The following is a 311-nucleotide window of genomic DNA, read 5'->3' on the forward strand; positions in this document are numbered from 1 at the left end:
TTTTTCGTCTGCTGAACAGCCGGGGGCAGTCCCCCACACACTGACCGTCGGTCGGCGGATCGGCGTAGGTCGGCGTAGGTCGGCTTAGCGCAGCGTAAGCCGACAGCACCAGCGGCGCATCCAACCGCCAGACGAAAAAAAACCCGCCAATTGCTTGACGGGTTTTTCTCTTACTGCGAATAACAAGCCTGACGATAACCTACTTTCACACTGGTTGCAGCACTATCATCGGCGCAAAGTTGTTTCACGGTCCTGTTCGGGATGGGAAGGGGTGGGACCAACTTGCTATGGTCATCAGGCATAACTTGTAC

General features: G+C 55.6%; 1 rRNA gene. It reads right to left on the reverse strand.

Going from position 1 to position 311, the window contains the following annotated elements:
- Positions 1-186 precede the first annotated feature (186 nt).
- Positions 187-299: ribosomal RNA gene (gene rrf / locus AC0V2Y_RS28795) — 5S ribosomal RNA — on the reverse strand.
- Between the last annotated feature and the right edge of the window lie 12 nt (positions 300-311).

It is taken from the genome of Janthinobacterium sp. BHSEK, assembly GCF_056174685.1.